Below are 22,312 nucleotides of genomic sequence, written 5' to 3' on the forward strand. Positions count from 1 at the left end.
AGGTACCAGAGGTAGCGGCGGACGACGACGCCCACCGGCGGCGGGGCGGTCGGGCCGGCCGTGGGCGGTGCCGGCGCGGGCGGCGGCTCGACCGCCAGGCCGCCCCAGCGGACCACGGCGGCCAGCCCGGCGAGCACCAGCACGATGCAGCCCACGATCACCCACATGGCGGCAGTATGACCAATGCAAGCTGCCGGCGCTTGAGGTCGTCCATCCTGCGGCCAGGCCGTCGCCAGGCCGGGCCTCGTGATTCTGCCGACGTTCTGCCGGAGCTGCCCGCACCGGGGCGGACGGGCCCGGACCAACGCGGACGACGAGTCCGCCCTCTACCCCTGCTGAGCAGGACGAATGCGGCTCAGGCCGGATGGTCCTGGACGTGCCCGGATGAGCGGCGCCTGCCTGAAAACTGGAAGGTTCGGCGGTTCGATCCCGTCCCTGCCCACCACAGACGGCACTCCGCTTGCACCAGTGTTCAACGAGAGGTCAACGACTGACCCTCGACCCGAGGAGCGGAGCAGTGATCATCCGGAAGCTCGCTCACCGAGGGATCGGTGTCGAGCCGGCGCAGCGCGTCCAGGTCCGCCTCCTCGATCGGGCGTAGCCGGACGGGCTTCTCTCGCATCCGCCCATCATCCCGCGACCCGATCGACTACGCGAACACGCGGCGTGGGATGCTTGGACGTCGCCGCACCGGACGGACAGCGGTCAGGAGGGAGCGATGCCAGATCCGGTCTCGCCGGCGGCCGGCGAGGCGGCCGACCTGGCGCGCAGGGTGCGGCTGCAGGTCTACCGGCACTTCGCCGACACCGGCCGGGCGCCCACGCCGGTCGAGCTGGCACGGGCCTTCGACCTCACCCCCAGCCACGCCGAGCGCGTCCTCGAGGAGCTGGCGACCAAGGCCGACGCGCTGGTGCTGCTGCCTGGCAGTTCCTACGTCTGGATGGCCGAGCCGTTCTCGGCGGTGCCCACCTCGTTCCTGGTCGGCTCGGGAGCGCGCCGCTGGTGGGGCAACTGCATCTGGGACGCGCTCGCCATCCTCGCCGTGCTCGACGTCGACGGGTGGGTGGCGACCGCCTGCCCCGACTGCGGTCAGGAGCTGCGCGTCGAGGTCGCCGCCGGCCGCCCGGCCGGTGACGGCGCGGTGCACTTCGCCGTGGCCGCCAGGGACTGGTGGCGCAGCATCGGCTTCACCTGAGCGACCATCCTGCTCTTCCGGTCGGAGGAGCACGTGCGGCGCTGGTGCGCCGAGCGGGGCCTGCGGCCCGGCGCCACGATCACGATCGAGCAGCTGTGGTCGCTCGCCCGACGCTGGTACGACGACCGCTTCGACCTGGACTGGCGCCGCCGCACCCCGGCCGAGCGCCAGGCCGTCCTCGACGTCGTCGGGCTCACCGGAGCGTTCTGGTCGCTGACGCAGTAGTGCCGGCGCCCGCCGAGGCTGGTCCGGGCTCGGGCAGGATAGGGGTAACGGGTTGTTCCCCAGCCTTGGGACCTGGGTCAGTTGCCGAGCAGTCGGCGCAGGCTGTCGAGCAGCCAGGCCCGATACTGGTCGGGGGTGCGGCCGAGGTCGACCACGACCTGCCGGTAGGTCTCGGGGCCGAGCAGGGTGAACAGCGTGGCGACGAGGCGGTCGCGGTCCACGCCGGCCGGGATCGTGGGGTGGGCGACCAGGTTGTCGGCCAGGCGTTCGCAGTCGGTGCGGTGGGCGCGTTTTCCGAACCGCCACAGCTCGGCGGCGTGGGGGTCGGCCGCGGCGGCGCCCCGGGCCATCTCGAACACCTCGGCGGTGCGCAGGTGCACGGCCAGGCTGGCGTCGGCGAGGCGCTCGAGCTTGCGGACCAGGTCTGGTTCGCCTGCCATGGCCTGCCACCAGTCTCGTTCGGCGACCGGGATGGGCTGGTCGTCGCCGACGATGGCGACCTCGACGACCTCTTTGAGCAGGTCGAGCTTGGTGGGGAAGGCCAGGTAGACGGTCTTTTCGGCGACGCCAGCGCGCTCGGCGACCGCGCGGATCGAGGTGGCCGCATAGCCCTGCCCGGTGAACAGCTGGTGGGCGGCCTGGCGGATGCGCCGGCGGGTCTCTTTGGCCGCCTCCTGGCGGCGGGGGGAGTGGTAGGGCCGCCCGGAACCGACCGTGGGGACTGGGCTGCCGGCTCTGCTCACCGGCCCGGCAAGCCCATTCGGCTCAGTAGGTCAACTTCCGAGGCGTGGGAGCAGGGGGCTGCAACGCGGCCGCTTCTTGGCGCTGTGGGTGCGCCCGGCCGGGGTCAGCCCACGCCGCCAGGCGCGCCAGGCAGCCGGGGAGGGCGGCGGGGCGCTGCCGGTGCGCTGGCTGCTGGCCGAGTGGCCCGACGGCGAGCCCGCGCCACGCTAGCTCTATCCGGACCTTGCCATGCTAGCTCTATATAGATAGAGTTCCCGGCATGCCCCGCGCACGACGCCTCTCACCCCAGACCGTGGCGGTGCTGCGCGCCCTGGCCGCCGAGCCCACCGCATGGCGCTACGGCTACGAGCTGGGCCAGGAGATCGGCCTCAAGGCCGGCTCGCTGTACCCGATCCTGATGCGCCTGGCCGACCGGGAGCTGCTGGAAGCGGCCTGGGAGACCAACCCGCCCGCCGGGCGGCCCCCCCGACACCTGTACCGGCTGCGCACCCGCGGCCTGGAGCTGGCCGCTGAGCTGGCCCCCGCGGCCGGCTCGGGCCGGCCGCGGCAGCGACCCGAGCCGCGAGGCGCGTGGTGAGCCAGGCCGGCCATGATGTGGCTCGGCGCCTGGTGGCGCTGGCCACCCGCCTGTTGCCACCCGAGCGGCGGGACTGGGGCCAGGCCATGCTGGCCGAGCTCGACCAGATCAAGGGACGCGCGGCGAGGTGGCGCTTTGCCCTTGGCTGCGTCCGGGTGGCGTTGGCCCCACCGCGTGTGGCGGAGCCCCCCGGGCTGGCGGTGCGGGCCGCCGTCGTGGTCGGCGCCGCCGGCGTGGGTCTGGGGATCTACAGGGTGTCGCCCGCCACGCAGGTCTTCGCGGTGCTGTTCGCGGCGATGCTGGCCGGCTGCGTCTGGATGGCTCTGCTCCGGTCCCGGGCGGCTGCCGCTTCCCAGGCCGGCCCAGGGGGGATCCTGCGGGCTGTCCTGTTGCTCGGCGTCGCCAGCTGTGTCGGCGTGACGCTGTACGGCGTGGTGCACTACCCCGAGGCAGCAGGAGGTCCTTGGGACTCGGTGCTGGTCTTCCTGTCGGTGATCTTGGCGACGATGCTGACCGGCTACACCTGGATGGCCCTCATCCCACCCCGGGCAGCCACATCCCACATCGTCGTGGTCCGTCGCTACGGGCTGGTCGGCGGGCTGGTCGTGGGCGGCCTGCCGGTCGTCGGGAGCGCCGCCGCCACCCTCGGCCACGGCAAGCCCCTGACCGGCTGGAGCTGGCTGGCCGCCGCCGTCGCCGTCGCCGCCGCCGTCACCGTCACCGTCACCATGGCCGCGCGGTCCAGCGGCGACGCGCGAGCCGGGATCGAGACCGGGTTGTGGACCGGGCTGGTCGGCGCCCTGACCCTGTTCGTCGGCGGGATGTGTGGGACGTATGCCGCTGCCGCAGCGAGCCGGCTGATCCCGACCGACGCCTACACCGTCCATGCGTTCCGGGAGAGCGGGCTGCCAGACATCACCACCTACGTGGTGGGCGACAGCCTGGGCGGCTCGATCATGATGCTGTTGTGGATCCCGCTCCTCAGCCTCGCCATCGGCGCCCTCGGCGGTGCACTCGGCGCCAGCCGACCGCGCAGGACACCAGTGGCCTGACGGTGTGATGGCCGGACGGGCCGGCCGTGGTGCTCCTGAGAGGCTCTGCTACCCGGGCGGCCGGCCGAGACGGGCCAGTGCGCCGACCAGCGCCTCCTCGGGCAAGGCGGAGACCGTGGCCGCCCAGCCGGTCATCGTCCTGGCTGCCAGCAGGGCGTTCAGGATCGCCTCCTCGGTGGCGTCCACGACCGCGTCGAACAACGGGTTGATGTAGGCGTTGGAGAGCATCCGTACCGGCACCTCGACCTCGCCCTGCGGCCCTGACTCGCCGACCGGCAGCCCGCGGTTGCCGGTGGCAAAGGCGAGCACCAGGTCGCCGCTCGAGTGCTCACCGACGCCCCCACTGCGAGCAATGCCGAAGCTGGCCCGCAGGGCGAGCCGGTCGCACTGGCCGGGCAGCAGGGGCGCATCGGTGGCCACCAGCACGATGATCGAGCCGGCGCCCGAGGGTGAGCCGGCGCTCCGCGGCCCCTCCGGGCGCGGCCGGGGCAGGGGGATCTCGTCGTCGCCGAGCACGGCGCCGACCGGCAGGCCGTCGACCCGGAAGCGCTCCCGCCGGCCGTGGTTGGCCTGGACGAGGACGCCGACCGTCCAGCCGCCGGCCGCCGGGTCGACGACCCGGGAGGCCGTGCCGATGCCCCCCTTGAACCCGTGGCAGATCATGCCGGTGCCGCCACCCACGCCGCCCTCCTCGACCGGCCCGGCAGCCGCGGCGGCCAGGGCGGCGTGCACGTGCTCGGCCCGCACGTGCTGGCCGTCGATGTCGTTGAGGGCGCCGTCCCAGGTCTCGCCGACCACCGGCAGCCCGGCCGTGCGACCGGTCGCCACCAGGGCGTCGCGCACCACCCCGACGCTGAAGGTGTTGGTGAGCCCGATGGGCGAGGTGAGCATGCCCGACTCGCGCACCCACTCGAGCCCGGTCAGCTCGCCGTTGCCGTTGACCCGGTGGCAGCCGGCGAACACGGGGTCGCCGCCCGGGTTGCCGTCGTGGGGGAGCACGACCGTGACGCCGGTGCGCACCCCGTCCCCCTCGATCAGCGTGGTATGGCCGACCAGCACACCGGCCACGTCGGTGATCGCGTCGGCCGGCCCGGGCTGGAGCGGGCCGATCTCGATGCCGAGCTCGCGGGCGCGCACCGACGGACCGTATCAGCTCCGCCAGGTCCGCGGGTCGCCGCGCTGGCCGACCCCCTCCTGCGGTGACCAGCCAGCCGTCGGAGGCCGTCTGGGTCACCCGCGCCTACTGGCCAACGTGCCAGCCAACGCTGTCCGGTGAGTCTGTTGGGGGCCGAGGACGGCCGGAGGAGTGGAGGTCAAGCTCCGTAAGCGCGCGAGGAGTGCGCAGGGTAGCGCCGAAGTGCCGTTCTGGAGTAAAACGCGTCTGTACGTGAGTGGCGGGCGCGAGGGATACCAGCCCTCCGCCCGCCGTGGCCGAGCCCCACAGGAGGCCCGACACATGGACTGTACAGGTCCGAGCGTGAGCGTTCCGCTCGACCCTCTCTCTTTCATCGGGCGCGGCAAGCACTGGCTTGACCGCCTCCAGCCCGACCGCCGGTAGTCGAGAGCTGGCCGTCCGCGACACAGGGCGCGGCGGTCGGCAGGGGACGCGCGGCGGTTGGGTGATACCAGCCCCGGCCGCCGCGCTCCCCGCCAAGCAGGGAGAGGCCATGACGCAAGAGCCCTACAACTTCGCGGTTCTGCGAGAGGAGCTGGACAAAGGCATCCGGGAGCTGGAAGGACGCCTTGAACGAGCGGGCAACATCGGAGACGACACCACGACGCTCGCGTACAGGCAGCACATCACGTTCTTCAACATCGCGCGGGGCTTCGCTGAGGCGCTCGCGAAGGACCCCAGCAAGCGCCGGCGTGTTGAGCACGGAATCGTCGTGCTTCGCCTTGAAGGCCAGAGGTAGGTGGAGGATCAGCGGTCGACCACGACCGTGAACGGGTAGAACGGTCGTGCGGGCGGGGGCTTGGTGGGCGTCCAGACATAGGCGCACTCGGGGCAGCGCCAGGCGTAGACCGCGACACCGTCGCTCAGCCCGACAACACGGCAGAAATGGGTCGCGCCCGCCATGGCCTGGTCGGCATCAGGGACGGGGTCGCCGGTCAGGTCGGCGTCGCACCATGGGCAACGGTCGGGCAGCATCCGGTTCCTCAGGAGCGTGTGCGCGGTTATCTGGTAGATCGGCCGTATCGAGCGAGAAGAAGACTCTTGACAAGCGAGGCAAGTGACCCGAGCATCGTAACCTCGTCACGGAGGTGGTCGTGAGAAGCATCGACGAGGTCCGTCAACGGCATGAGCGGCACCTGCTCGCCCTGCCCAACGTGGTGGGTGTGTCGTCGGAGACCGTGGACGGCAGGGACGTGATCGTCGTCCTGGTGCGCCGCAAGGTGCCCGGGTCGCAGCTCTCGCCCGAGGAGGTGATCCCCCAACAGATCGAAGGCTTCCCGACCGAGGTAGTCGAGATCGGTGAGCCGAGCGCGCCGCCGCCCGGCCTGACCGACTAGAGCGCGCCGCACCGATGCGGACGACAGGGGGGGTAACTCATGGCGGTTGCACGTGAAGACAGGGATCGCATGGCCATGCCGGAGGGGGCAGAGCTCGACAGCGCGGTGGCGCAGGCGGCCACCGAGCGCCTGCTGGATCCCGACCGGCGCCCACCGAACGTGATCGGGTTTGGGCATGGCGTGAAGTGGACGAACAACCAGCCGACCGGGCAGGACGCCCTGCTCGTGCTCGTCGAGCAGAAGCTCGACGTGCCCGAGGCCGACCGCGTCCCGGCCGAGATCGCAGGCAAGCAGACCGACGTGGTCGCGATCGGCACCGTGATGGCCCAGCAGCTCCTGCGCGAGCGCGCCGGGGCGGAGCCGCGCGACGGCATCGGCGAGCCGATGCAGCTCGGCAGCCCCCAGCGGGCGGTGCTGCGGTTCCCTGAGCGCGACCAGGGCCGGCTGGTCGAAGGGCTGGCCGGCCAGGAGCTCGAGGTCGGCGTCCAGGCGCTCGCCCGGCGAGCTCGCCCGGCGCGAGGCGGCTACTCGGTGGGGCATGCCAAGATCACCGCTGGGACGATCGCGACCTGTGTGTACGACTTCCTGCCCGGGGCCACGGTGAACCCCCCGGCACCCGGGATGGGGATCCCGACCAAGTTCTACATCCTCAGCAACAACCACGTCCTGGCCAACTCGAACAATGCCATGATCGGCGACCCGATCCTGCAGCCGGGGCCATTCGACGGCGGCACCGACCCGGCAGACCGGATCGCCCGCCTGAGCCGCTTCGTACCGATCACGTTCGAGCCGCCCGTGCCCCGGGCCCTGCATCGCAACCTGGTCGACGCCGCGATCGCCGAGGGTGAGTTCCACGACCTCGAGCGCGAGGTCTACTGGAGCGGCGTGCCGCGCGGCTGGTACCCGCGCGCGCGGCTGCGGGTCGGCGACCGGGTCAAGAAGACCGGCCGGACAACGAACTTCACCCTCGGCCGTGTGATCGCCACCAACGCGACGATCGACGTCAACTACGGCGGAGGGCGGATCGCCCGGTTCCTCGACCAGATCGTCACGACGAACATCTCGGCCGGCGGCGACTCCGGGTCGCTCGTGCTCAGCTCCGCGCCGCGCTCCCAGCCCGGCACCCAGGACGACTTCGCGGTGGGCCTGCTGTTCGCCGGCAGCCCCCAGGCGACGATCGTCAACCACTTCGAGCACGTCCGCGCCCTGCTGCGGATCGAGGTCTACCCTTGACATCCTCGCACCACCGCCCTGGAGGGCGGCGCACTGGGCATGAGCAGGTAGCGGCTGGCACAAGCAGGTAGCGGCCAGGCTGCCCGAGCGTGGGGGCACCGGCATGCCGGTGCCCCCACGCCACCACCTCCAGGCATGCCGGTGCCCCACCCATCACGACCCGGCATGCCGGTGCCCCCACGGCCACCACGTCGGGGGCATGAGGAGGGCCCCGGCGAGCTGCCGGGGCCCTCGTGGCGGTCGCAGTGCGGTCCTTACGGGCCGACCCTCCGGACGAAGATGCTGGCCGGGTCCGAGTCGTGGGTCATGGCGAAGAACGGGAAGACGGCGGACCCGTCGGAGCCGAGCCCCTCGTAGTCACCCAGGAAGAACCCCCGGGCCACGGGGGCCTTGCGGCTGTCGAACGAGGCGCCGGTCACCTGGGTCTCGTCCCCCCAGCTCGCGGGGCTGGAGCAGTTGGCGTGGCAGTGGGCCACGAAGGCGTCGGTCGGGGTGGTGGCGCCGCCGTCGGCGGTGTTGTTGCGGAAGTCGTAGTAGCTCACCGCCACGGTGCCGTCGTTCAGCACCTGCACCATCGGGGTGAAGGCCTGCGCGTTGCCGGCCGGCTCACCCGCAGCCGGCGGGGGGGTCTTGTTGACCCGGATCGGCGAGGACCAGGTGCGCCCGCCGTCCAGCGACTGCGAGAAGGCGATGCTCGAGCGCGGCCCGAACCGGCTGTCCTGCCACACGACGTAGGTGGCGCCGCTCGTGGGGTCGACGACCGCCTCGGGGTTGATGTCCCCGGTGCGGTGGGCCCTGGCGTCGTCGGGGTCGACCACGATCCCCCTGCGGAAGTCGCTGATGATGGTCTCCTGCTTCGACCAGGTCTGGCCGTGGTCGGACGAGCGGATCGCGGCGATGTGGAAGCCGCGGGTGTTGTTCTCGTTCTTGGTGCCGCGGAACAGCGTGAACACATCGAGCAGCTCGCCGTTGAAGGCCGCGTTGTCGGGAAGCACGACGACCAGGTTGCCGATCGTCTGCGCGATGGTCCCCGCCTTGAAGATCTTCCTGGCCGGCTCCCAGGTGTTCCCGCCGTTGGTGGTGCGGGACAGGTACACGTCACCCTGGAACGCCCGGGAGTTCTCGAAGGCGTCCTGGTTCGGCGTTCCGCTCGGCGGCGAGACGAGCCGGTCCCAGACGGCGTACACGAAGCTGGAGTCGTTGGGGTCGGCGGTGATCGAGTTCTTGTCGTTGAGGACGTTCGGGCTCTCGTCACGGATCAGCGTGACCGGGTCCTCCCAGCTGGCGCCATGGTCCTTGGAGCGCATCACCAGCATGGCGCTCGGGTACGCGTTGGCCAGGCCGCCCGGGTTGGAGTTCACCGACAGGCTCATGAGGTAGGCGGTCCCGTTCGGCGAGATGGCGACCCACGGGTCCGAGGCCCGCTCGTAGAATCCGCCGTTTGCCGCCGTCCCTCCGGTGCACTTCGACGACTTGGTCTGGGCGTTGAGAGTCCAGCTGGCCCCGCCGTCGGTGCTGGTGGCGGTGACCAGGCCCTCGGAGCCCCCGTTGCTCCACCGGTCCTGCTGCCAGGCCCCGATCATCACGCTCGGGTTCGACGGGTCCACCGACAGCCACGGCTCGACCTCGCTGTTGACGAAGCTGGTCCCCCCCACGTTGCCGTCGTCGCCGTCGCAGGCAGCGATCAGGCTCGCCCCCGAGACCTGCACCAGCGGACCGCTGCTGAACGGCCCGGCCGCCGCCGAACCGACGCCGACCACGACCAGGAGTACGAGTGACGCCGCCAGGGCGATCCGGAATCTCGCACGTCGCATACCAGTCCCCTCCTTGGGATCGTGCGAAAACGGACACCCACCCTCCACCCCGCCCCGCGGACTGTCAAGACCGCGGGGGCGGACACCCTCCGTGATGACCCGGGATGTCGTGTCCTGGCGACGGCGCGCGCGTCGCCCGGCTGCGGAGGAGCCCTCGGCGGCGTGACGGGACGCGGACACGCAGACGGCGCCTCCGTAGAGGCGCCGTCTGAGCGTCCGGCCCCCCCTCTGCGGCCGGTCACGCGGGCCGAAGGGCTAGTTGCCGGCTTCGACGCCGCGGAGCAGCTGCCGCACCTCGGTCTCGCGGTAGCGTCGGTGCCCGCCCAGGGTCCGAATGCTCGACAGCTTGCCTGCCTTCGCCCAACGGGTCACAGTCTTGGGGTCGACGCGGAACAACGCGGCGACCTCGGCCGGAGTGAGCAGCGCCTCCGGCACCGGCGCGGCCTGCACGGTACGACTGGCGGACATGGTTGCCACCTCACCTTGGAGCCCTCCCCGTCGAGACCGGATTCTCGCGGAGATCCTGAATATCCTAGAGGCGTCGAATGGGACAGACCATAGCAACTTAGGGCTATTTCCCGTCCTGCCTACTAGGACTATCGGCACGTCACCGCCAGGTCTTTAGCAAAAAGGACGAGACGATCAATTGCTGGATTCCCGTCCCCGGAGCGCGGACCACCGCTCCGTGAGCGACCCGTAGATAACGCTTGACCGCTCAAGATCTCCCTCTTCCAAGGCTTCGAGGGCCTCCCACACGTCGGATGCCGACTGGTCCTCGATCAGATCGGCGTACGGAACCGCTCTCGTTAGCCCTCCGTAGTCGAGCTGGACCAGGCTGTCGGGGTCGAACCCGTGGAGCCAGTCGCGCAGCTCCTCGACGGCGCCGGCGATCTCGCCGTCCTCCATCAGCTCCTGGAGCACCCGCAGGGCCCGGGAGACCCGCGCCTGGGCCTTGGACATCGACGTCTGGTAGGTGAGGCATGCGGGGAGGTCCCCGTCGGGGTGCGCGAGGCGGCGCTCCGACCCGTCGAACGGGGTGAACCAGGGCAGCGGCACGTACCAGACCGCGAGCTGGATGTGGCTGCGGGACGCCGGCTGCTCCCGCCGCAGGCGGTCGAGGGTGCTGACCGCCCGCTGGACCTCGTGCGCGGGGACGAACGCGGCGGCCACCTCGTCGGGCAGGGAGCTGTGGAAGGCTACCAGCGACTGCAGCGTGCGCAGCTCGGTCCGGAGCGGGCAGACGTACACCATCGCGCCCACCCGCTGGATGAGCGCGTGCTCCCGCTCGGGCCCGACGGCGAGCCCGAGCGCCCTGGCCAGCGCGCGCCGCTCCTCACGGCCGATGAGCAGGCTGGCCGGGAGCGTCTGCCCCGACTCGACATAGGCCGCCCACTCCGCCCGCTCCCCAGGCGGGAAGGCGGCCAACGGTTGGTAGACACGCAGGTAGGCCGCGCAGGCGTGAGCCTTCATGTCGGACAGAAGTATACGGTGGAAGGTTCACGACCCTCATGGCCGCGCTCGAGCAGCTCGCGTCCGACTACGGCGTCACCCTCGACGAGGCGACCCTGCGGCACGTCGCCGAACAGGTCCAGGTCAACGCGGCCGTCCGGGAGGGCGCGCGCCGCCTCGTGCGCGAGGGCGCCGCCAACATGCCGCCCGACTGGTGGGAGCCGCTGAAGCCCCGCAGGAACGCGGGCAGCCCACTGGCCGAGCGCAACCGGCTCGCCCTCTGGGACATACGCGTCCAGATGGAGGCCGGCAAGTTCCTCACCTGGTGCGAGCAGGCGGGCATCAGGCGGGACGGCCCCCGCCTCACCTTCCCTGAGCGATTGCGCTACCCCCCGCAGCACGACTACGAGGCGTCAGTGCTGCCCGACCTGGACTGGAACGCCGAGGATGAGCACAAGGCCGCCCTCGGCGCGTTCTGGCTGTGGTGGCTCTCCGAGGACGAGCTGTCCACGGTCGGCGCCGGGGCCGACCGTGACCCCCCGCGATGATCCTTGACCCGCCCCGTGTGGCACGCCACACTATGGGAGTGCCGGGGGCGCTAAGCCCTCGGAAGGAGGCCCGGGAATCCCCGCCGGACGGCGGGAGCCCGGGCCGACGCACGCTATGGGCCGACCTGGCGCACCTTCAGCAGCGACGCCTGCAGCTTGGCGAAGTAGGTGCTGTCCTCACCGGCCAGGTGGAGGGAGATCGATCCCGCGACCGCGTCGGCGGCCCACAGCAACGGCTCCTCCAGCTTCCCCACGTGCTTGTAGACCATCGTGCCACCCGCAAGGCCAGCGTCACGGGCGTGGAGCAGCGTCTGCCGATCCTGCCGATCGAGTCCCTCGCCGCGAGTCTCGATGATCAGCTCGTGAATCCCCTCACCGCGAAGATCACCAACCAGGCTGCTCAGGCTGACCCTACGGGCAAGCTCCTGCCGTTTGGCAGTGGTGGGGAAATACGAGCAGGCCAGCGCCATGACGTCGACCTCTGCGAGGCGTTCAAGCATGGCGAAGCGGCGAGGAGGCCGCTCACTGTGCCAGTGGATGGAGCGCTGACGTGGCAGCAGGAGCTTGCGAAGCTCATCGCGTGCTCTGTCGGTCTCGCCCTGGATCACGGTGGCGGCCGCCACCACATACAACAGACCACCTTGGCCCGTGCGGACCGACTCATCAATGAACGCGATCATATGGTCGGACAGTCTAAGGCCCAGCTGCAACAGGAGCCGTGCCCCCACCGGGCGGGCCGACGTGGAGAGCTGGCTCGAGGAGCACCGCGCCGACGAGTAGGCGGGGTCGTTGCACATTCCGTGCACACGCGAGCACCCGACACCCACCCACAACAACCAGCGTTCCGGCTGGTCAGACGGCATCCCGGTGCATCGGCGCTGGTCGGCGCGGCGCGCGCGACAGAAGCATGGGTACTAAGCTGGACGCGTACGTTGCCCACCGACGGGCGACCCCCGTCGGGCAGCTTGCTTCCCGGCGGCGAACCCGCTGGGTGCCCGTCCAGGAGGTCCATCCAGTGGGAGCTTTCGAGCTCATGGGTGGCGAGTTCGAGCAGGTCGTCTACAACCACGACCCGGCATCCGGCCTCAAGGCCATCATCGCCATCCACTCGACCACCCTCGGCCCCGCGCTCGGCGGGACCCGTTTCTACCCCTACCCCACCGAAGAGGACGCCCTGGCGGACGTGCTGCGGCTCGCCCGCGGCATGAGCTACAAGGCCGCTGCCGCAGGCCTGGACCTCGGGGGCGGCAAGGCGGTCATCATCGGCGACCCCAAGCGGGTCAAGTCGGAGACGCTGCTGCGGGCCTACGGCCGCTTCGTCGAGAGCCTCGGCGGCCGCTACATCACCGCTGAGGACGTCGGCACCTTCACCACCGACATGGACGTGGTCGCGCGCGAGACCCGCTTCGTGACCGGCCAGTCGGTCGCGCACGGCGGCGCTGGCGACCCCTCGGTCATGACCGCCCTGGGCGTCTTCACGGGCATGCAGGCGGTCGCCGAGGAGGTCTGGAAGCAGCACGACCTCGCCGGCCTCCACGTCGTCGTCCAGGGCGTCGGCAAGGTCGGCTACCACCTGTGCCGCATGCTCCACGAGGCAGATGCCCGGCTCACGGTCGCCGACGTCGACGTGGACCAAGTGGCCAGGGCGGTCAACGCCTTCGGGGCCGACACCGTGGAGCCGGCCAAGGTGCACGCGGTCGCGTGCGACGTCTTCGCCCCATGCGCGCTGGGTGCGGTGGTCAACGACGACACCCTGCCCGAGCTGAAGTGCGCCGCGATCGCCGGCTCGGCCAACAACGTACTCGCCCGCCGCGAGCACGGCTTCGCCCTGCGCCAGCTGGGCATCCTCTACGCGCCCGACTACGTGATCAACTCGGGCGGGCTCATCAACGTGGCCGACGAGCTGCGCGGCTACTCCGCCGAGCGGGCCAGGGCCCAGATCGAGGGGATCTTCCCGGCGCTCCGGACGATCTTCCACCGGGCCAAGGAGGACGGGATCCCGACCAGCGAGGCGGCCGACCGCATGGCCGAGGACCGCATGCGCGACGTGGGGCGGCTCAGGCTGGTCAGGGTCCTCCCGGGGGTTAAGTAGGCCCGGCCACAGCGGCCAGAGCGGGAGCCCGGCAGCCCCGAGCCCCAGGAGCCCGGGAGCCCCAGGAACCCAGGAGCCCCAGGAACCCCAGGAGCCCGGGGGCCCCAGGAGCCCGGGGGGGCCTTCTGCCCCCGATCGATCCCGCGCCAGTCGTCAACGGCTCTGTCGGAACGACGGCTACCGGGCGCCGGCCGGCAGTCTACTGCCCCCCGGACCCGGCGGAGTCGTGCCGCCCCTTGGACCCGGTAGAGTTGTGCCGCCCCTTCGTCTCCGAGGCCAGGCTGGATGCTCCGAACCGGCGCCCGGTCGCCGCGCTTCCCGCGGTGGCTCATCGCTCCCATCGTGCTCGCGCTCCTCTCCCCGCTCGCCATCCAGCGGCTGGCGGCGACCTCGCCATCTTCCCCCCCGCCCGCGCCGCCCCGGACCGGCGGGCCCGGCCCGGCTGGCGGGCCGGGCACCAGCGCCGCCACCACGGCCGCGCCTGCACCCGCGGCGACCGGCACGACCGGGCACGGGCAGGCGCCCGGGTGCACCCTCCCGCCCCTGAGGACCCAGCTGGCGCAGCTCGTGATCGTGGGCTTCCCGGGCACCCGGCCCAACGCCGAGAACCTCGAGCTGGTCAGGCGGGGCGTGGGCGGCCTCATCCTGTTCAAGCGCAACGTCGTGTCCGGTCCTCAGGTCCGCGCGCTGGTCAAGGGCCTGCAGGCGCGGGCGTCGATCCCTCTGGAGATCGCGGTCGATCAGGAGCCCGGGACCCGCGTGGCCCGCCTGGCCGGCATCGTTCCGCAGACGCCATCAGCCCGGGCGCTCGGGCGCATGCCGCCCGGGCGGATCGAGCGGTACGCCGAGCGCCTGGGCAGGGCGATGGCCGGGCTCGGCGTCACCGCCGACTTCGCCCCGGTCCTCGACGTCACCGCCGCCTCAGGCAGCGTCATCGGCGACCGCTCGTTCGGCTCCGACCCGGTCACCGCCGGTCGGGCCGGCGTGGCGTTCCTGCGCGGCCTGCGGGCCGGCGGCGTCACCGCGGTCGGCAAGCACTTCCCGGGCCATGGCGAGTCCACCACCGACTCCCACCTCCAGCTCCCGGTGGTCGGGTCGTCAATGGCCGACCTGCGCGCCCGCGCCCTGCCGCCGTTCCAGGAGGCGATCCGCGCCGGCCTGCCCGGGGTGATGCTCGGCCACCTGCTCGTCACCGAGCTCGACCCGCGCCGGCCCGCCAGCCTGTCGCCGGTCGTGGCCGGCAGGCTCCTCCGCCAGGAGCTCGGGTTCCACGGGCTGGTGGTCACCGACGCGCTCGAGATGGGCGCGATCGTGCGCTCGCGGAGCCTGCCCGAGGCGGCCGAGCTGGCGGTCGCCGCAGGCAGCGACCAGGTCCTCGTCGGCGCCGACCACCAGCCGGTCACCGCCGTGATCGACCGGCTGGAACGGGCGGTGGCGGCCGGGCGCCTCTCCCGCCCGCGCGTGCGCCAGGCGTTCCTCCGGGTCGAGCGGTTCAAGGGCCAGCACCGCTGGGACCGCTGCGGGTAGGACGGGCCTCCCCGCTCGAACGTCCAGCAGCCCTGGGCTCCGCTACGAAGGCGCCACCCGGCGCCGGAGCCAACCCGATGCGCATGATCGGGGAGCCCCACCAACCCCCGGCTCGGCTATCGGCTACGAGAGCGCACCCGGCGCCGAGCTGCCCGATGCGCATGATGGAGGAGCCCACCAGCCCCTGGGCTCGGCTACGAGGGCGTCACCTCGCCCATCACCCAGGCGTCGACCCCGCGGGCGGCGAGCAGCTCGATGGCCTGCGCGGCCCCGCCGGCTGGGAGAACGCCGACCATCCCGACGCCCAGGTTCGTGGACCGCGCCATCTCGGCATCGGCCACCCCGCCCAGGTCTCTGACCACCCGGAAGATCGGAGGCGGCTCCCAGGAGGCCCAGTCGACCCTGGCCGCCAGCCCGGGGGGCAGGCTGCGGGGCAGGTTGCCTGGCAGGCCCCCGCCGGTGACGTGGCAGAGCGCGTGCAGCTCGACGCCGGAGGCCACCAGCTCGAGCACGTCCCTGGCGTAGATGCGGGTCGGCGTGAGCAGGACCTCGCCGACCGGGGCGCCCAGCTCGGGGAGCACCCGCTCGTAGCCGACCCCAGCCCGGGCCAGGGCATGGCGGACCAGCGAGAACCCGTTGGCGTGCAGGCCGGTCGAGGCCATCGCGAGCAGCACGTCCCCGGCCCGCACGCGGTCCGGGCCGAGCAGCCGGTCCCGCTCCACCACACCCACCGCGAAGCCGGCGAGGTCGTAGGCGTCCGGCTCCATCGCGTCGGGATGCTCGGCGGTCTCCCCGCCGAGCAGGGCGCAGCCCGCCACGCGGCACCCCTCCGCCACCCCGGCCACGATCGTGGCCGCCCGCCCGGGGTCCAGGCGCCCGACGGCCAGGTAGTCGAGCAGAAACAGCGGTTCGGCCCCGGCCACCACAAGGTCGTCGACCACCATGGCGACGAGGTCGAGCCCGACCGTGTCGTGCCGGCCGAGGGCCTGGGCGACCAGCAGCTTGGTGCCCACCCCGTCGGCCGAGCTGGCCAGCACCGGGTCCCGCCACCGTGCCGGGTCAAAGGACCAGAGGCCGGCGAACCCGCCCAGGCCGCCGAGCACCCGGGGCCCGTGGGTCGCCTCGACCGCCGCGCGCATCATGGCGACCGCCTGGTCGCCCGCATCCACGTCCACGCCTGCGCCGGCATAGGTCAGGCCACCGCCCTCTCGCAGCGCCGCGGGAGCCGGGCCGGCCCGCTCGGGACCCCCCGCACCGGTCACAGGACCGGCGCGCCGCCCGCCTCGGCCCCAGGGCGCCCAGCGGCCACCGCCTCGGCCCCGCGGGACCCGGCGGCCACCGCCTCGGCCCCGGGGCGGCCGGCGACCACCGGACTGGGCGCGGGGCGCCCAGCGGCCACCGGCGCGGCCCCCGGGCGCCCGGCGGCCACCGGCTCGACCACGGCCGGAGCGTCCCCGGCCCGGCCGTCCGTGGGGGAGCGGGCTGGCACGCCGACGCTCTCGAGCACCGACTTGCCCTGGACGCGGGCGTCGAGCGGGATGGGGTAGCTGCCGGTGAAGCAGGCGGTGCAGAGCCCGCGGGCGTCCGGGGAAGCCGCCTGGGTCATCGCCTCGAGGGAGAGGTAGCCGATGGAGTCCGCCCCGATATAGGCGCCGATCTTCTCGGTCAGCAGGTTGCTGGCGATCAGCTCGCTACGGGTGGACATGTCGATGCCGTAGAAGCACGGCCACCGGACGGGCGGCGAGGTGATGCGGACGTGCACCTCCCTGGCGCCCGCCTCGCGCAGCATCCCGACGATCGCCTTGGTGGTGTTGCCGCGCACGATCGAGTCGTCGACCACCACCAGCCGCCGGCCCCGGATGGCCTCGCGCAGTGGGTTCAGCTTCAGGCGGATGCCGAGCTGGCGGATGGACTGGCTCGGCTGGATGAAGGTCCGCCCCACGTAGCGGTTCTTCATCAGCCCCTCGCCGTAGGGGATGCCGCTCGCCTCGGCGTAGCCCCCGGCCGCGCTGACCGCGGTGTCCGGCACCGGGATGACCAGGTCGGCCTCGACCGGCGCCTCCCGGGCCAGGGCGGCGCCAAGGGCACGGCGGACCTGGTGGACGCTCCTGCCCCCGAGCAGGGAGTCGGCCCTGGCCAGGTAGACGTGCTCGAACACGCACAGGTGGGGTGTTGCCGGGGCGAACCGGCGCGAGCGCAGACCAAGCTCGTCCACGGCGACGATCTCGCCCGGCTCTACCTCGCGGACGTAGGAGGCGCCCACGATGTCCAGGGCGGCGGTCTCGGAGGCGATCACCCAGCCGCCCGGGAGGCGCCCGACGCACAGCGGGCGCACGCCGTGCGGGTCGCGCACGCCCCAGACGGTCCGCTCGTCCATGACGACCAGCGAGTACGCGCCCTGCAGGCGCCGCATGGTCCGCATGATCGCCTCCTCGAGCGGCAGGTCGGCCTCGCGGGCCAGCAGCTCGGCGATCACGTCGGTGTCGGTGGTGGCGGGCGGGACGGCCGCGCCCTGGCCATCCAGCTCGGCGGCGAGCTCGGCGGTGTTGGTCAGGTTGCCGTTGTGGGCGAGCGCGATGCCGCCCCCGGCCGCGTTGGTCTTGAACGTCGGCTGGGCGTTTTCCCAGCAGGAGCCACCGGTGGTCGAGTAGCGGGTATGGCCGATGGCCAGGTGGCCCTGCAGGGTGGCCAGGGCCGGCTCGTCGAACACCTGGCTGACCAGGCCCATCTCCTTGTAGACGAGCATGTTGCGACCGTCGGCGACGGCCATGCCGGCCGACTCCTGGCCGCGGTGCTGGAGCGCGTACAACCCGTAGAAGACCAGGTTGGCGACTGGCTCGCCGGGGGCCCAGACCCCGAATACCCCGCACGCCTCTCGTGGATGGTCAGCGTCGAGCATGATCCTCCCGTGACCGGGATACGATGCGGGGAAGCGCTCCGATGGTAGCACCCGGACCCGCCACGGCCGGGGAGGCGCCGCCCCGGGAGCTGGCCGGCCGGCAGCGTGGTCGAGGTGGCGCCGCCCACGGCGAGGCGGCGCTCCTGGACGTAGCTGGCCAGCGCGGCGTCGACCTGGTCGGCGGGCGTGGCCGACCGGCTCGTGTAAGGTGCCAGCAGTCGACCCCGAGGCGGGGTACTAGCCGTGCATTCCGAACGTCAAGGCTGTGACCTGGCCAAATGCGCGGCAGACGCGGGCGGGCACGCTGCGGCTGAGGGGGGGTGCCGCCGGCACCGGCCAAGGCCGCAGCAGATGCAGCAGCACGGCAGCGGATCCAGCAGCACGGCAGCACGAGAGGAGCGCACCAAATGACGGACGACCAGCAGGACCTGCACCGGCGCGCCGCCGACACCTTCGGCGCCCGGGTCGAGGCGATCAAGGACGACCAGTGGAACCTGGCCACGCCCAACGACGGCTGGGACGTGCGGACCCTGGTCAACCACCTGGTCTACGAGAACCGCTGGACGCCGCCGCTGCTCGGCGGCCGCACGATCGCCGAGATCGGCGACCGCTTCGAGGGTGATCTGCTCGGCGACGACCCCAAGGCCGCCTGGGAGGACTCGGCCAGCCGGGCGCTCGCGGCAGTGGCCGCCCCGGGCGCGCTGGACCGCACCGTGCACCTGTCGTCCGGGGGCACGCCGGCGCGCGAGTACGTGATGCAGCTGTTCGCCGACCACCTCGTCCACGCCTGGGACCTCGCCCGGGCCATCGGCGCCGACGAGCGGCTCGACCCCGAGCTGGTCGAGGCGTGCGCCTCCTGGTTCACGTCGATGGAGGACGGCTACCGGTCGGCCGGCGCGATCGGCCCCAGGCCCGAGCTGCCAGAGGACGCCGGACTCCAGGCCAGGCTGCTGGCGATGTTCGGGAGGAACCTCTAGGGTCTGCCCAGCGGATCTAGATAGGTTGTCAGCTCTGAATTGCAGGCCAGAGGCGGCACGCCGCTTGGGCTATAGCAGCGGCCAGCGCGCGAACGCGGTGCCGCCAGGCGGGTCGGTCCTGCACCGCACCCGCAACTGGTCGGCCCGGGTGAAGCGGCACCGCCTGGTCAGGCGTCGCGGGTCGCGAACAGGACGACCCCGAGGAGCATGGCCGCGCCGGCGTACGCGGCCAGGACGGCCAGGCCCGCCCACGGCCGGAGGGGAAGCCGCTCGAGGCCTCTGGTGGCCTGGATCATGAGCCCCGCGGTCATCGGCGCGAGCTTCTCGAGCCGCTCATGCCACTGCGGATCGGTGACGAACGTGGCGATCACCGGGAAGACGTAGAGCAGGGTGAGGACGGTGACGATCGCTCCGGCGGAGTCCCGGACTGCTGTGCCGACGCCGACGCTGAGCAGCGCGACCAGGCCGAGGTAGAGGACGCTGCCTGCCGCGGCGCGCAGCGTCGGCCCGTCAGCAAGCGACAGGGGCGGGTACCCGTTGGCCGCGGTGAACCCGTTCCCTGGCAGGATGGCGCGCCCGGCGGCCAGGGAGCCGAGTACGCCCAGCGTGCCGGCGGCGAGCACGGTCGCGGTCACGACCGCTGCCTTGGTCAGCAGGACCGCCGCCCGGCGGGGCCTGGTGGCCAGGGTCGTCTGGATCGTCCCGGTGCCGTACTCCCCGGTGATCGCGAGCACCGCGAGCACGACGATGGCGGCCTGGCCGAACTGCACACCGCCGAGGCTGAGCTTGGTGGTGTCCTCGTGGCACTCCAGCGGTGACGGGCACAAGGACGTGTCCACCGACGCGGTCAGCGCGGCGCTGGCCGCCACGGTGAAGGCGACGGCCGCGAGCACCAGCCAGGGGGTGCTCGGCACCGTCCGCAGCTTGGTCCACTCCGCGTGCACGGCACGCCTCAGGTTGTGGCCACGGCCGCACCCGATGGCGGCCGCGGGGGGCTCGGCCCCGGTCGTGGCGTTCACGCGTCCCGCCGGCGGAGCAGCCAGAACCCGGCGGCCAGGGCGACCGCGGTGTAGGCGCACAGCACGCCGAACCCCACCCACGGCCCGGTGGTGAAGCAGCCGTCCTCGGGCAGGCAGATGCTGTTCACGAAGTCGTACCGCTGGACGGTTGTCTGCTGGATCGAGAACCCGGCGGCCGGTGTGGCCAGCATCAGCCAGCGGGCGGCCGCGAGCGGCAGGGCGCCGGCGATGAGCTGCGGGATGAGCAGCGGCACGACGACGACGATGATCGCGCCGGGGCTGCGGCGCAGGATCGCGCCGGCGGCGAGGCCCAGCACCGCGAACAGCGCCAGGACCGCGGCGGTGCCGGCGATCGCGCGCAGGACCGGCCCGTCCGACAGCGACGGGACCTGGAAGGCGGGCGGCGCGAGGCCGTTCGCGCGCAGGATCGGCAGTGCGAGCAGGACCGAGGCGAAGCTGGCGACGAGGCCGACGACGAAGGAGGTGGCGCCGACGACGATCGCCTTGGCGGCCAGGACCCGGCCGCGCCGCGGGCTGGCGGCGAAGGTCGTGCGGATCATGCCCCGCCGGTATTCGGAGGTGATGAACAACACGGCGACGGCGACGATGACCATGACCCCGACGGAGACACCGGTGAGGCTCTGCCTGACGCCGTCGACGTCTTGCGGGCTGGGCGCGATGTCGCCGGATCCCGTGACCGTGAAGACCCCTCCGGCCTGGGTGGCGCTGCCAAGGAGCGACTCGGGCACCCGGTCGGACCCACCGATGGCCTGATCGCTCCAGGGCGCCGGCCGGCCCGGCTGCGCCGCCGTCACGACCACGTCGCTGAACCTGGCGGTGCTGGAAGTTGGCGAGGCACCCACCGACCCGCTGCCGAACTGCCGCTCGACCTTGATCGCGAAGGGCGAAGCTACAAAGAGCCCGACCTCGACCCGCCGCGGCAGTGATGGCAGCTGGACCGTGCCGACCTGGGTCCAGTTGGCACCGTCGGCGGACTCGTAGCCCGTGACGGAGGTGCCGGAGCGGGTCAGCCTCAGCCAGCGCGGGGCCGTGGCGGCCTCGCTTCCGGCCCGGTCGGTGGTGAAGTTGGACTGCAGCCGGACGCCGTGGCCCGGGGTGATCATCATCGCCGCGTACTGCGACCCGGGCTCGGTGCTCTCCTTGATGATGACGCCGGCCTTGGCCCACTCGTGGCTCTCCCCCTCCACCCCTGTCTGCGACAGCACCTTGGCGGTGACGCCGCCGTCGCCCGTCAGTGGCTGGTGCACGAAGTAGAACTCATCCCTGACGCGTCCCCCGTCCGGGCCGATCGGAGACCCCGGCCCGCCGGCGCCGTAGCCGCTGCCCGATGCCGTAAGCACGGAGACCAGGACCGTCAGCACGACCGCGGCCAGCATGGCCATGGCCCACCTCGGCACCGACCTGAGCTTGGTCCACTCCGCGAGGACGAGCCGGCCGAAGCTGTCGCGGCCGTCCCATCCCGCATGGCGGTCCACATGACGGTCTGCCGTCGTGGTGGCCATCACGCCTCCCCGCCCGTCGACGCGGCGAACTCGACCGCGTCCCTGGTCAGCTCCATGTAGGCCTCTTCGAGCGAGGCACGGTGCGCCGCCACCTCCGAGAACGGCACGCCATGCTCGGTCAGCAGGGCGACGACACGTTCGGCGGGCAGGCCCGAGACGGTGGCCTGTTCGCGCTCGGTCGCGGCGACGGTGGCGCCGGCGTTGGCGAGCACGGTCATGGCCTCCGAGCGCTTCGAGGTGCGCAGAACGACCCGGTCCCCCGAGGCGGCGGCGAGCAGGTCACGCACGCTGGTGTCGACGATGAGCCGGCCCCGGCCGATCACGACGAGATGGTCGGCGCTGCCCTCCAGCTCGCCCATCAGGTGGCTGGACACCAGCACGGCACGCCCCTCGGCCGCCAGCGAGCGCAGCAGCCCACGGATCCAGCGGATGCCTTCCGGGTCCAATCCGTTGACCGGCTCGTCGAACATCAGCACCGGCGGGTCGCCGAGCAGCGCCCCGGCGATGCCCAGCCGCTGGCGCATGCCGAGCGAGAAGCCGCCGGCCCGGCGGCGGGCCGCCGAGGCCAGCCCGACCAGGTCGAGCACCTCGTTGACGCGGCGCCGGGGAATGCCGTTGCTCTGCGCGATCCACAGCAGGTGGTCCCGGGCACGCCGGCCCGGGTGGAAGGCCGCGGCGTCCAGCAGCGCCCCGACCTGCCGCAGCGGGCAGCGCAGGCGCTGGTATGCCTGGCCGCCGACCAGCGCGCTGCCCTCGTCCGGCGCGTCCAGGCCGAGGATCATCCGCATGGTGGTGGACTTGCCGGCTCCGTTCGGTCCAACAAAGCCGGTGACCCTGCCGGGGGCCACGGTGAACGACAGGCCGTCGACGGCGACGGTCGTCCCGTAGCGCTTCCGCAGGTTCTGGATCTCGATGGTTGCGTTCATG

At 72.4% G+C, this 22,312-nt stretch carries 24 protein-coding genes; 12 read left to right on the forward strand and 12 right to left on the reverse strand.

Annotation, left to right across the window (positions count from 1 at the left end; all coding sequences use genetic code 11):
* Nucleotides 1-718: 718 nt before the first annotated feature.
* Entirely contained in the window at nt 719-1,195 is a 477-nt protein-coding gene (gene merB, locus VG276_18850) for an organomercurial lyase (protein HEV8651392.1), read from the forward strand.
* Nucleotides 1,196-1,228: 33 nt separating this feature from the next.
* Entirely contained in the window at nt 1,229-1,420 is a 192-nt protein-coding gene (locus VG276_18855) for a hypothetical protein (protein HEV8651393.1), read from the forward strand.
* Between the two features lie 77 nt (nt 1,421-1,497).
* Here the strand turns inward: VG276_18855 and VG276_18860 are convergent, their stop codons facing one another.
* Entirely contained in the window at nt 1,498-2,163 is a 666-nt protein-coding gene (locus tag VG276_18860) for a helix-turn-helix domain-containing protein (protein HEV8651394.1), read from the reverse strand.
* 76 nt (nt 2,164-2,239) lie between these two features.
* Between VG276_18860 and VG276_18865 the strand changes: the two genes are divergently transcribed.
* Genes VG276_18865 through VG276_18875 form a run of 3 tightly spaced genes read left to right on the forward strand, consistent with a single transcriptional unit; the run spans nt 2,240 to nt 3,793 of the window.
* Nucleotides 2,240-2,374: a hypothetical protein gene (locus VG276_18865; GenBank protein ID HEV8651395.1), complete on the forward strand. Its 135-nt coding sequence runs from the start codon at nt 2,240-2,242 to the stop codon at nt 2,372-2,374.
* 49 nt (nt 2,375-2,423) lie between these two features.
* A complete protein-coding gene (locus VG276_18870) occupies nt 2,424-2,741 on the forward strand; it encodes a helix-turn-helix transcriptional regulator (GenBank protein ID HEV8651396.1) in 318 nt (105 codons plus the stop codon).
* On the forward strand, nt 2,738-3,793 hold the full coding sequence (locus tag VG276_18875; protein ID HEV8651397.1) for a hypothetical protein: 1,056 nt from the start codon (nt 2,738-2,740) through the stop codon (nt 3,791-3,793). The genes VG276_18870 and VG276_18875 overlap by 4 nt, the downstream gene beginning before the upstream one ends.
* Nucleotides 3,794-3,841: 48 nt before the next feature.
* Here VG276_18875 and VG276_18880 read toward each other — a convergent pair whose 3' ends face one another.
* Nucleotides 3,842-4,930: a P1 family peptidase gene (locus VG276_18880; protein ID HEV8651398.1), complete on the reverse strand. Its 1,089-nt coding sequence runs from the start codon at nt 4,928-4,930 to the stop codon at nt 3,842-3,844.
* Nucleotides 4,931-5,460: 530 nt separating this feature from the next.
* On the opposite strand from VG276_18880, the gene VG276_18885 reads away from it, so the two are divergent.
* Nucleotides 5,461-5,706 (forward strand): hypothetical protein, encoded by a 246-nt coding sequence (locus VG276_18885; GenBank protein ID HEV8651399.1) that lies wholly within the window; start codon nt 5,461-5,463, stop codon nt 5,704-5,706.
* A gap of 8 nt (nt 5,707-5,714) precedes the next feature.
* On the opposite strand, the gene VG276_18890 is transcribed toward VG276_18885, so the two are convergent.
* Nucleotides 5,715-5,942, reverse strand: coding sequence for a hypothetical protein (locus VG276_18890; protein HEV8651400.1), 228 nt, complete (start codon nt 5,940-5,942; stop codon nt 5,715-5,717).
* A gap of 119 nt (nt 5,943-6,061) precedes the next feature.
* Between VG276_18890 and VG276_18895 the strand changes: the two genes are divergently transcribed.
* On the forward strand, nt 6,062-6,304 hold the full coding sequence (locus VG276_18895) for a hypothetical protein (GenBank protein ID HEV8651401.1): 243 nt from the start codon (nt 6,062-6,064) through the stop codon (nt 6,302-6,304).
* Nucleotides 6,305-6,373: 69 nt separating this feature from the next.
* Nucleotides 6,374-7,537, forward strand: coding sequence for a hypothetical protein (locus VG276_18900; GenBank protein ID HEV8651402.1), 1,164 nt, complete (start codon nt 6,374-6,376; stop codon nt 7,535-7,537).
* A 254-nt stretch (nt 7,538-7,791) separates the two neighbouring features.
* On the opposite strand, the gene VG276_18905 is transcribed toward VG276_18900, so the two are convergent.
* From VG276_18905 to VG276_18915, 3 genes are all read right to left on the reverse strand, one after another.
* Nucleotides 7,792-9,351 (reverse strand): sialidase family protein, encoded by a 1,560-nt coding sequence (locus tag VG276_18905; protein ID HEV8651403.1) that lies wholly within the window; start codon nt 9,349-9,351, stop codon nt 7,792-7,794.
* A gap of 255 nt (nt 9,352-9,606) precedes the next feature.
* Complete coding sequence (locus VG276_18910) at nt 9,607-9,819, reverse strand: BldC family transcriptional regulator (protein HEV8651404.1); 213 nt, start codon at nt 9,817-9,819, stop codon at nt 9,607-9,609.
* 174 nt (nt 9,820-9,993) lie between these two features.
* Nucleotides 9,994-10,821 (reverse strand): hypothetical protein, encoded by an 828-nt coding sequence (locus tag VG276_18915; GenBank protein HEV8651405.1) that lies wholly within the window; start codon nt 10,819-10,821, stop codon nt 9,994-9,996.
* 38 nt (nt 10,822-10,859) lie between these two features.
* Between VG276_18915 and VG276_18920 the strand changes: the two genes are divergently transcribed.
* Nucleotides 10,860-11,348, forward strand: coding sequence for a hypothetical protein (locus tag VG276_18920; GenBank protein ID HEV8651406.1), 489 nt, complete (start codon nt 10,860-10,862; stop codon nt 11,346-11,348).
* Between the two features lie 113 nt (nt 11,349-11,461).
* Here the strand turns inward: VG276_18920 and VG276_18925 are convergent, their stop codons facing one another.
* Nucleotides 11,462-11,980: a hypothetical protein gene (locus VG276_18925; GenBank protein ID HEV8651407.1), complete on the reverse strand. Its 519-nt coding sequence runs from the start codon at nt 11,978-11,980 to the stop codon at nt 11,462-11,464.
* A 383-nt stretch (nt 11,981-12,363) separates the two neighbouring features.
* Between VG276_18925 and VG276_18930 the strand changes: the two genes are divergently transcribed.
* Nucleotides 12,364-13,440, forward strand: a complete 1,077-nt coding sequence (locus VG276_18930; GenBank protein ID HEV8651408.1) for a Glu/Leu/Phe/Val dehydrogenase dimerization domain-containing protein — start codon at nt 12,364-12,366, stop codon at nt 13,438-13,440.
* Nucleotides 13,441-13,725: 285 nt separating this feature from the next.
* Nucleotides 13,726-14,967, forward strand: a complete 1,242-nt coding sequence (locus VG276_18935) for a glycoside hydrolase family 3 N-terminal domain-containing protein (protein ID HEV8651409.1) — start codon at nt 13,726-13,728, stop codon at nt 14,965-14,967.
* Nucleotides 14,968-15,161: 194 nt separating this feature from the next.
* On the opposite strand, the gene purM is transcribed toward VG276_18935, so the two are convergent.
* Both purM and purF read right to left on the reverse strand, forming a co-directional pair.
* Nucleotides 15,162-16,229 (reverse strand): phosphoribosylformylglycinamidine cyclo-ligase, encoded by a 1,068-nt coding sequence (purM, locus tag VG276_18940; protein ID HEV8651410.1) that lies wholly within the window; start codon nt 16,227-16,229, stop codon nt 15,162-15,164.
* Nucleotides 16,226-17,866 (reverse strand): amidophosphoribosyltransferase, encoded by a 1,641-nt coding sequence (gene purF, locus VG276_18945; protein HEV8651411.1) that lies wholly within the window; start codon nt 17,864-17,866, stop codon nt 16,226-16,228. The genes purM and purF overlap by 4 nt, the downstream gene beginning before the upstream one ends.
* A 407-nt stretch (nt 17,867-18,273) precedes the next feature.
* On the opposite strand from purF, the gene VG276_18950 reads away from it, so the two are divergent.
* Nucleotides 18,274-18,843, forward strand: a complete 570-nt coding sequence (locus VG276_18950) for a TIGR03086 family metal-binding protein (protein ID HEV8651412.1) — start codon at nt 18,274-18,276, stop codon at nt 18,841-18,843.
* A gap of 167 nt (nt 18,844-19,010) precedes the next feature.
* Here VG276_18950 and VG276_18955 read toward each other — a convergent pair whose 3' ends face one another.
* From VG276_18955 to VG276_18965, 3 genes are all read right to left on the reverse strand, one after another.
* Nucleotides 19,011-19,757: an ABC transporter permease gene (locus tag VG276_18955; protein HEV8651413.1), complete on the reverse strand. Its 747-nt coding sequence runs from the start codon at nt 19,755-19,757 to the stop codon at nt 19,011-19,013.
* A gap of 101 nt (nt 19,758-19,858) precedes the next feature.
* The gene (locus VG276_18960) at nt 19,859-21,385 is read right to left on the reverse strand and encodes an ABC transporter permease subunit (protein HEV8651414.1); all 1,527 of its coding nucleotides are present in this window, start codon (nt 21,383-21,385) and stop codon (nt 19,859-19,861) included.
* Entirely contained in the window at nt 21,385-22,311 is a 927-nt protein-coding gene (locus VG276_18965) for an ABC transporter ATP-binding protein (GenBank protein ID HEV8651415.1), read from the reverse strand. The genes VG276_18960 and VG276_18965 overlap by 1 nt, the downstream gene beginning before the upstream one ends.
* Nucleotide 22,312 lies beyond the last annotated feature (1 nt).

The organism is Actinomycetes bacterium, from assembly GCA_036000965.1.
Lineage (GTDB): Bacteria > Actinomycetota > CALGFH01 > CALGFH01 > CALGFH01 > DASYUT01.

What these genes read in the sequence shown, in the direction of transcription:
- merB (HEV8651392.1), top strand. Translation starts at nt 719, where the DNA reads ATGCCAGATCCGGTCTCGCCGGCGGCCGGCGAGGCGGCCGACCTGGCG.
- VG276_18870 (HEV8651396.1), top strand. Translation starts at nt 2,424, where the DNA reads ATGCCCCGCGCACGACGCCTCTCACCCCAGACCGTGGCGGTGCTGCGC.
- VG276_18885 (HEV8651399.1), top strand. Translation starts at nt 5,461, where the DNA reads ATGACGCAAGAGCCCTACAACTTCGCGGTTCTGCGAGAGGAGCTGGAC.
- VG276_18890 (HEV8651400.1), bottom strand. Translation starts at nt 5,942, where the DNA reads ATGCTGCCCGACCGTTGCCCATGGTGCGACGCCGACCTGACCGGCGAC.
- VG276_18900 (HEV8651402.1), top strand. Translation starts at nt 6,374, where the DNA reads ATGGCCATGCCGGAGGGGGCAGAGCTCGACAGCGCGGTGGCGCAGGCG.
- VG276_18905 (HEV8651403.1), bottom strand. Translation starts at nt 9,351, where the DNA reads ATGCGACGTGCGAGATTCCGGATCGCCCTGGCGGCGTCACTCGTACTC.
- VG276_18910 (HEV8651404.1), bottom strand. Translation starts at nt 9,819, where the DNA reads ATGTCCGCCAGTCGTACCGTGCAGGCCGCGCCGGTGCCGGAGGCGCTG.
- VG276_18915 (HEV8651405.1), bottom strand. Translation starts at nt 10,821, where the DNA reads ATGAAGGCTCACGCCTGCGCGGCCTACCTGCGTGTCTACCAACCGTTG.
- VG276_18920 (HEV8651406.1), top strand. Translation starts at nt 10,860, where the DNA reads ATGGCCGCGCTCGAGCAGCTCGCGTCCGACTACGGCGTCACCCTCGAC.
- VG276_18935 (HEV8651409.1), top strand. Translation starts at nt 13,726, where the DNA reads ATGCTCCGAACCGGCGCCCGGTCGCCGCGCTTCCCGCGGTGGCTCATC.
- purF (HEV8651411.1), bottom strand. Translation starts at nt 17,866, where the DNA reads ATGCTCGACGCTGACCATCCACGAGAGGCGTGCGGGGTATTCGGGGTC.
- VG276_18950 (HEV8651412.1), top strand. Translation starts at nt 18,274, where the DNA reads ATGACGGACGACCAGCAGGACCTGCACCGGCGCGCCGCCGACACCTTC.
- VG276_18960 (HEV8651414.1), bottom strand. Translation starts at nt 21,385, where the DNA reads ATGGCCACCACGACGGCAGACCGTCATGTGGACCGCCATGCGGGATGG.
- VG276_18965 (HEV8651415.1), bottom strand. Translation starts at nt 22,311, where the DNA reads ATGAACGCAACCATCGAGATCCAGAACCTGCGGAAGCGCTACGGGACG.